At 70.3% G+C, this 7,441-nt stretch carries 7 protein-coding genes; 4 read left to right on the top strand and 3 right to left on the bottom strand.

Annotation, left to right across the window (positions count from 1 at the left end; translation table 11 throughout):
- Positions 1-192 precede the first annotated feature (192 nt).
- Positions 193-1,002: a TIGR02452 family protein gene (locus FNH05_RS27295; RefSeq protein WP_144591633.1), complete on the bottom strand. Its 810-nt coding sequence runs from the start codon at positions 1,000-1,002 to the stop codon at positions 193-195.
- 159 nt (positions 1,003-1,161) lie between these two features.
- Here FNH05_RS27295 and FNH05_RS27290 point away from each other — a divergent pair, with 159 nt between their 5' ends.
- The 4 genes from FNH05_RS27290 to FNH05_RS27275 all read left to right on the top strand — a co-directional run bounded on the left by FNH05_RS27290 (position 1,162) and on the right by FNH05_RS27275 (position 4,656).
- Complete coding sequence (locus FNH05_RS27290) at positions 1,162-1,647, top strand: carboxymuconolactone decarboxylase family protein (RefSeq protein ID WP_144591631.1); 486 nt, start codon at positions 1,162-1,164, stop codon at positions 1,645-1,647.
- A 540-nt stretch (positions 1,648-2,187) separates the two neighbouring features.
- Positions 2,188-3,825: an ABC-F family ATP-binding cassette domain-containing protein gene (locus FNH05_RS27285; RefSeq protein WP_144591629.1), complete on the top strand. Its 1,638-nt coding sequence runs from the start codon at positions 2,188-2,190 to the stop codon at positions 3,823-3,825.
- A 60-nt stretch (positions 3,826-3,885) separates the two neighbouring features.
- The gene (locus FNH05_RS27280; protein ID WP_144591627.1) at positions 3,886-4,272 is read left to right on the top strand and encodes a nuclear transport factor 2-like protein; all 387 of its coding nucleotides are present in this window, start codon (positions 3,886-3,888) and stop codon (positions 4,270-4,272) included.
- Between the two features lie 3 nt (positions 4,273-4,275).
- Positions 4,276-4,656, top strand: a complete 381-nt coding sequence (locus tag FNH05_RS27275; protein WP_144591625.1) for a winged helix-turn-helix transcriptional regulator — start codon at positions 4,276-4,278, stop codon at positions 4,654-4,656.
- A gap of 88 nt (positions 4,657-4,744) precedes the next feature.
- On the opposite strand, the gene FNH05_RS27270 is transcribed toward FNH05_RS27275, so the two are convergent.
- Entirely contained in the window at positions 4,745-6,121 is a 1,377-nt protein-coding gene (locus FNH05_RS27270) for an acyl-CoA dehydrogenase family protein (protein WP_144591623.1), read from the bottom strand.
- Positions 6,122-6,255: 134 nt separating this feature from the next.
- Positions 6,256-7,441, bottom strand: a 1,186-nt coding sequence (locus FNH05_RS27265; protein ID WP_425458496.1) for a thiolase domain-containing protein, incomplete at its 5' end; no start/stop codon positions are given.

Below are 7,441 nucleotides of genomic sequence, written 5' to 3'. Positions count from 1 at the left end.
ACTCGCCAACCGACTCGTCGGCATCCTCCACGGATGCCTCAAAACCCACACCCCCTACAACGAAACCACCGCCTGGACACACCACCAACACCAGCAAACCGCCGCTTGACAACCAAAACCCAGGGATGTCTTCACGGTCGAATCGGCTGTGAAGGGACCCTTCACGGCACCGCGCGGCCCTGCTTGCCGGAGCTACCGGGTGCCGAGTTCGCCCAGCGCGTCGGCGAAGGCGGTGTAGGTGCGGTGCCCGGGACGGCGGTCCAGGACGGCGAAGGTCACGTGGCTGAACCACGGGCTGTCGGCAAGGGCGGTGGCGAACGTGGTGGCCACGAGTTCCGGGTCGTTGCCGAACACCCCGCAGCCCCACGCGCCGAGCACGAGCCTGCGGTGGCCGTGCGTGGCGGCCACCGCGAGGACGCGGCATGCGCGCCGTAACAGGATCGCCGGGATCCCGGCCGCCCGTTCGGGCTGGTTGCGGGCGACGGCGGCGCGGTTGGGCGCCGCCGCGGTCAGGAACGAGACGGGGTACGGCTCGGGCAGCAGCCCGTCCTCCTCGTCACGGAACACCGGTACGCCGGGGGAGTAGATGATCCGGTCGCTGTAGGTGAGTTCGGGCCACGACCGGTGGTGTGCGTAGAAGTCCGGAGCCGCGCGGAGGCAGGCGTACAGCGCGGAAGCCCGGGCGATCGTCTCCTCCTGCGCCTGTGCGCCGTTGAGGAAGCCGCCGCCGGGGTTGCGGGCCGAGGCGAACACCAGGCAGGCGGTGCCTTCACCGAGTCGCCGGGCGGCCGTCAGGCTCGATTCGTTGGTGACTTCGACGGCGGGCGGGCCGTCGAGGGGAAGGGGTTCCGGCAAGGGCTCGTCCGGCGGATGCAGGCGCGTACCGGCGACGGCGCGGCCGACGGCGTCACCGATCCCGACCTGCCCGACGGACGCCTGATAGGACCCCCGGTCGACGATTTCGACCGTTTCGTGCGCGATTTCGCGCAGTCGCTTGTTCATCACGCGCATCGTCGCAGGCGGTGTGACGGCCGCCAACCGGTTTACCGGTGGGCGGTGCCCGCCTCCCCGTGGCGCCTGTCACGAAGGCGCGCTGTCACAAGGCGGGGGCAGCCGGTGTCTGGTGTTCGTTACGCAACACCAACGAGTGAGGACGAAGTCATGAACGCTCGATTCGATCTGCTCGGCAACGAGCTCGCCGTCAAGTTCAGCAAGCGGTTCGCCAACGCCAGTCTCGTGATCGACGGCTCACCGCTGCCGAAGGCCACCCGGGAACTGGTGTCGCTGCGTGCCAGCCAGATCAACGGCTGCGGCCTCTGTATCGACATGCACACCAAGGACGCGGCGGCCGCGGGCGAGACCCAACTCCGGCTCAACCTGGTCGCCGCCTGGCGCGAGGCCACCGTGTTCACCGAGGCCGAGCGGGCCGCGTTGGCGCTCGCGGAGGAGGGCACCCGGCTCGCCGACGCCCACCAGGGCGTGTCCGACGAGACCTGGGCCGAGGTGCGCAAGCACTACGACGACGACCAGATCGCCGCGCTGGTCTGCCTGGTCGGCCTGATCAACGCGGCCAACCGGATGAACGTGATCGTGCGCCACCCGGCGGGTTCCTACGAGCCCGGCATGTTCGAGAGCATGACGAGCTGAGCGGCGGCCGGATCCCGGCCCGGCCCGCGCCTCTGGCGCGCGGGCCCGCGGCCGCGGGAAAACGGCGGCCACCAAGCCGTGTATCGAAGTTGGCTGTGCTGTTCGGCAGGGTTCCGGCAAAGTCTGGTCCGCTCGCGGTGTAGAGCGCGCCTGCCGGGTGAGTCCCACCCTCGTGCGCATGTGTCCCACCGTCAGGCAGGTGAGTCCCACCCTCGTGCAGGTGAGTTGCCCGCTCGGGCGGGGATGGGTGCCGTGAGGGGTCCCCTCACAGCACCGCGCACGCCTGCTTGCAGGCGGGTCGCCGCGGAGAAAGGCGCCCTCGCACGGGCCGAACGTGGGACTCGGGCTGTCGAACGTGGGACACAAGCGCCGGAAGGTGGGACACAAGCGCCGGAAGGTGGGACACAAGCGCCGGAGGGTGGGACACAAGCATGAGGAGGCGATCCCGCAGTCAGGGACCGCCTGAGGTTCCGCCACCCGCACCGCCACTCGCACCGCCACGCGAGCCACTTTGATACAGCCCTTAAGCTCGGCAGCCTGATGAGCGCAACTCTTGTGGTGAAGGGCCTCGCCGCCTCCTACGGCGAGCGCACCCTGTTTTCGGACCTGGACCTGGTCGTGTCGCCGGGTGAGGTCGTGGGCCTGATCGGGGTCAACGGCGCGGGGAAGTCGACCCTGCTGCGGGTGCTCGCCGGTCTGACCGAACCGGACAGCGGCGAGGTCCGGCTGAACCCGCCGACGGCCACCGTCGGGCACCTGCCCCAGGAACCGGAACGGCGGGAGGGTGAGTCGGTGCGGGCGTTCCTGGCCCGCCGCACCGGGGTCGCCGCGGCGCAGGCCGAACTGGACACCGCCACCGAGGCGCTGGCCACGGGCGCGGATGGCGCCGACGACGCCTACGCGGCCGCACTGGACCGCTGGCTGACGCTGGGCGGCGCCGATCTGGAGGACCGTGCCGAGGAGGTCGCCGCCGAGCTGGGGCTCTCCGTCGGCCTCGATCAGCCGATGACCTCGCTGTCCGGCGGGCAGGCGGCGCGGGCGGGGCTCGCGTCGCTGCTGCTGAGCCGGTACGACGTGTTCCTGCTCGACGAGCCGACCAACGACCTCGACCTGGACGGCCTGGCCCGGCTGGAGCGGTTCGTCGGCGGGCTGCGGGCGGCGACCGTGCTGGTCAGCCACGACCGCGAGTTCCTCGCCCGCACCGTGGACCGGGTCGTCGAACTCGATCTCGCGCAGCGGCAGGTCAACACCTACGGCGGTGGGTACGAGTCCTACCTCGAGGAGCGGGCCGTCGCCCGGCGGCACGCGCGGGAGGACTACGAGGAGTACGCCACCACCAGGGCCGCACTGGAAGCCCGGGCCCGCACGCAGCGGGCGTGGATGGAGAAGGGCGTCAAGAACGCCCGGCGCAAGGCCCCCGACAACGACAAGAGCGGCCGCAAGTTCCGCGCGGAAGCCACCGAAAAGCAGGCCGCCAAGGCGCGCCAGACCGATCGGATGATCGAGCGGCTGGACGTCGTGGAGGAGCCGCGCAAGGAGTGGGAACTGCGGATGGAGATCGCCGCGGCACCACGCGCCGGCGCGGTGGCCGCCACCGCGCGCGGCGCGGTCGTGCGCCGCGGCGGTTTCACGCTCGGCCCGGTCGACCTGCAGATCGACTGGGCGGACAAGGTCGCGATCACCGGTGAGAACGGCGCGGGGAAGACCACGCTGCTGGCGGCGCTGCTCGGCCGCGTCGAACTCGACGAGGGGACCGCGGCGCTGGGCCCGGGCGTGGTGGTCGGCGAGGTGGACCAGGCGCGGCGGCTGTTCCTCGGTGACGTGCCGCTGGCCGAGGCGTTCGCCCGCGAGGTGCCGGAGTTCGCCGACGCGGAGGTCCGGACGCTGCTGGCGAAGTTCGGGCTGACCGCGGCGCACGTGCTGCGCCCGGCGGCGACCCTGTCACCGGGCGAACGGACGCGCGCCGCGCTGGCCCTGCTGCAGGCGCGCGGCGTGAACCTGCTGGTGCTCGACGAACCGACCAACCACCTCGACCTGCCCGCGATCGAACAGCTCGAGTCCGCTTTGGACAACTACCCGGGCACCCTGCTGCTGGTGACCCACGACCGCCGCATGCTCGACGCCGTGCACCTCACCCGTCGCCTGGAAGTGGCGGACGGCAAGGTCACGGAAGCCTGAGGCCGACCGGTGCCCCGGGCGGGGTGGTCGCGCGGCGAAGTTTGCCTCTAAAATAGAGGCATGAGTCCTTCTCCGGTTCTTGCCGCCTGGGCCTCGGGTGATCACGGCCCGCTCTCGGAGGCACTGGCCGAGCACGTGACGTTCTCGAGCCCGGTCGCCGACTACCACGGGCGCGCCGACGTCGCGCACATGCTCGGACTGATCGCGGGCGTGCTCGAAGGGGTCGAACGGACGGGGGAGTGGGGCGGCGAGCGGGATGCCGTCTACGCACTGGCGGCCCGGGTCGGCGGCCAGGATGTGCAGGGCCTTCTGCGGGAGGAGCGCACCGGAACAGGGAAGCTGACTCACGTAACCCTGTTCCTGCGGCCCTACCCGGTCCTGCGGACGGCGATCGGCAGGATGCGGGAGGCACTGGAACGGACGCCGCTGCCCTCCGGGCGGGGCTGAGCGATGCCGGGCACACCGCAGCCGGGGCACCCCGTCCGCGGGTCCACCACCGGACGGCCCATCATGGCGCTGTTCGACCTCGTCGGGCGGCGATGGACGCTCCGGATCATCTGGGAACTCGACCGGGCGGGAGGGCCGCTGACATTCCGTGAACTGCGCGCGTCCTGCGGCGACCTCTCGTCGAGCGTGCTCACCCGGCGGCTGCACGAACTCACCGGCGCGCGGATCGTCGAACGGGCCGGTGGCGGCTACGTGCTGACCGCGACCGGCAACGGCCTCGTCGGCAGCCTCGAACCCCTGCTGGACTGGGCGCAGGCCTGGAGCCGTGAACTCCGATCGACCGAGGACCGCGAAGGACCCCCTCACGCGCTCAGCCAGGAATAGGGGCTGGGACAAGCCGTGAAGGGTCCCTTCACAGTCGAATCGACTGTGAAGGGACCCTTCACGGCCAACATTCACGCGACCGTGGCGGTTACTGCTTCACGAAGCCGGGTTCGGCGACCTTCGGGGACGGGATCGTCGGTTCGTCGGTCTTCGGGCCGGGGATCGTGTCGATGCCTTCCATGCCCTTGGTGAAGTCGACCGGTTCGTCGTCCATGAAGGCGCGCGGGTTGAAGGTCTCGTCGACCATGACGCCGTGCACCCGGCGCCGCTGCATCCCGAAGTTCCCGGCGTCGTAGAGCGGTAGCAGTGCCGCTTCCCGCAGGTAGCGGTCGAACCGGTGCTTGCGGTCGACCGCGTTGACCCCGACGACCTGCAGGCACTTGTACACGCAGTCGAACATCATCTCGGTGCAGTGCACCTTGCACATCGCGCCGAGCATTTCGCCGTGGTAGCCGTGCTGGTCCAGGTAGTGCGCCGCCTTCCAGCAGAAGCACCGGGCGGCCTCGATCTTGGCCGCGACGTCGCCGAGGACGTAGCCCGGGTACTGGTAGTTGATGATCGGGGCGGGTCCGCCCGCGGTGTAGGTCTTGGCCCAGCGCAGCGCCTCCTCGTAGGCGGTCCTCGCCACCGCGACCGCGCCGATCCCGGCGACCGGACCGGACCAGGCGAAGTTGCGGTTGATCACCAGGTCGCCGTTGCCCCGGGTCCCCTCGATCAGGTTTTCGGCGGGCACCCGCGCGTTGTCGAAGATGATTTCGCAGTTGGGGGTGCTGCGCTGGGCGCTGGTGCTGATCGACCGGTAGGTGATGCCCGGGGTGCCCCGCTCGATCATGAGCGCGGACAGGCCGACGGTGCCGCCGACGCCGGGGTCGGTGCGCACGATCACCAGGTTCAGGTTGGCGCCCTGGTTGTCCCAGCCGCCGACGTTGCAGGGCCAGTACTTGCGGCCGTTGACGACGTATTCGTCGCCGTCGCGCCGCGCGGTGACCCGCATGCCCGCCCCGTTGATCGCCGGGGCGTCGAAGTTCGCGGTGCCACCCGGTGTGCCCGGCGGTTCACTGGCCGCGTATCCCACGATGAATTCGCCGCTCTGATCGGCGGTCGCCGTGCCGATGAACCGTTTCTTCTGCTCCTCGGTCCCGTAATACCAGACCGGCAGCAGCCCGAGTCCGTTCACCAGTACGGTGGTGCCGAATCCGGGATCGACCGCCTGGATCTCCTCGGCGGCGATCACGAAATCGACATTGGACAGTCCGCCCCCGCCGTATTCGGCGGGCATCATGGAGAACGCGATACCGCGTTTGCACGCCTCGGCGTAGGCGTCCTTGGTGAGCTGGAAGCCCTTCAACGGATCCGGTTCGGCGTCGACCTTGTCGGTCAAGGGGGCCAGATGACTCTCCGCGAAGGAGCGGGCGGACAACTGGATCTGCCGCTGTTTTTCGGTCAGTGTGAAGTCGATAGCCATAGTGCTACCTCAACCTGATTTCGAAAAAGGGAGAAAACGAGAATGGAATGGAGTTTTCATGTGGCGCGGATCACAGTCTACTCCGGGCTGTGGCGGCCCGCCGGACGTTGGGCGGGCCGCCTTTCCCGGCGTCGCTAGCCGCGCAGCACCGTGGCGTAGTTGGCCACCGCGAGACCGCCCATGTTGTGCACGAGACCGGTGCGGGGCCCCGCCAGTTGCAGGTCTCCCGCCCTGCCCGAGAGCTGGAGAGCCACCATCACGTGCTGCGAAACCCCGGTCGCCCCCACCGGGTGCCCCTTCGCCTTGAGCCCTCCGGAAACGTTGACCGGCAGCCGTCCGTCCCGGTGCACCCAGCCCTCCTCCACCGCACGCCGGCCTTCTCCCCGGGGAGTGAGCCCGAGCATCTCGTAGACGAGGAGTTCGGCGATGGTGAAGCAGTCGTGCACCTCGGCGAGGTCGAGATCGTCGAGGCCTGCCCTGGCCATGCCGAACGCCCGCCCGACGGCCAGCCTGCCCGCCGCGAATTCGAGGACGTCGCGCCGGGAGGGGTCGAGGTGGTCGTTGGCGTGCCCGATCCCGGCGACGATCGCGAGCGGGTCGGCCGGGTCCCGGCGCAGGACGATGGCCGCGGCGCCGTCGCTGACCGGTGAGCAGTCCGTGCGCCGCAACGGCCCTGCCACCAGCGGGTTCGCCTCCGAAACGGTCGAGCAGAAGGCGGCGCCGAGGTCCTTCCGGATCTGGGCCCACGGGTTCGCGCAGCCGTTGCGGTGGTTCTTCGCGGCGATCGCCCCGAGCACGTCCGGAAGCCACTCGCCGGCGTCGTACCGCTTGATGTACTTCTCGGCGACCTCGGCGAAGACCCCGGCGAAGCCGGCGGGTGAGTCCGTCCCCGCCAGCCGCGGGTCGGCCCCCAGCAGGGCGCGCGACACCTCCGCGCCGGGCGCGTGGGTCATCTTTTCCACGCCCACCACGAGCACGGTTTCGGCGAGCCCGGACAGCAGCGCCCGGACACCCTGGTGTACCGCGGCGGATCCGGAAGCACAGGCGTTTTCGACCCGGGTCATGGGGCGGCCCCACAGCCCGTCGGACGCGCCGAGCGGAAGCGAGGACGGGAAGGCGAACGGGGTGAGCCCGCTGTTGAACTGCGCGACGAAGACCTCGTCGATCGCCCCGGGGTCGACGTTCGCGTCGGCCAAGGCCTCCGTCGTGACCCGCTCGACGAGGCTGGACACCGTCTCCGTGGTCAGCCTGCCGAACGGGGTGTGCGCCACGCCGACGATGCCGATGCGGCCGGTGCGGGAGAAGCGGGTGGTCATGGGG

Source organism: Amycolatopsis rhizosphaerae, assembly GCF_007713715.1.
In the GTDB taxonomy this organism is placed as follows: domain Bacteria; phylum Actinomycetota; class Actinomycetes; order Mycobacteriales; family Pseudonocardiaceae; genus Amycolatopsis_E; species Amycolatopsis_E rhizosphaerae.
Note: the sequence above shows the minus strand (reverse complement) of the source record. Positions and strands in the feature narration are given on the sequence as shown.

Bases quoted from the DNA above. Each gene is read 5' to 3' on its own strand.
- FNH05_RS27295 (WP_144591633.1), bottom strand. From the start codon at position 1,002: ATGAACAAGCGACTGCGCGAAATCGCGCACGAAACGGTCGAAATCGTC.
- FNH05_RS27290 (WP_144591631.1), top strand. From the start codon at position 1,162: ATGAACGCTCGATTCGATCTGCTCGGCAACGAGCTCGCCGTCAAGTTC.
- FNH05_RS27285 (WP_144591629.1), top strand. From the start codon at position 2,188: ATGAGCGCAACTCTTGTGGTGAAGGGCCTCGCCGCCTCCTACGGCGAG.
- FNH05_RS27280 (WP_144591627.1), top strand. From the start codon at position 3,886: ATGAGTCCTTCTCCGGTTCTTGCCGCCTGGGCCTCGGGTGATCACGGC.
- FNH05_RS27275 (WP_144591625.1), top strand. From the start codon at position 4,276: ATGCCGGGCACACCGCAGCCGGGGCACCCCGTCCGCGGGTCCACCACC.
- FNH05_RS27270 (WP_144591623.1), bottom strand. From the start codon at position 6,121: ATGGCTATCGACTTCACACTGACCGAAAAACAGCGGCAGATCCAGTTG.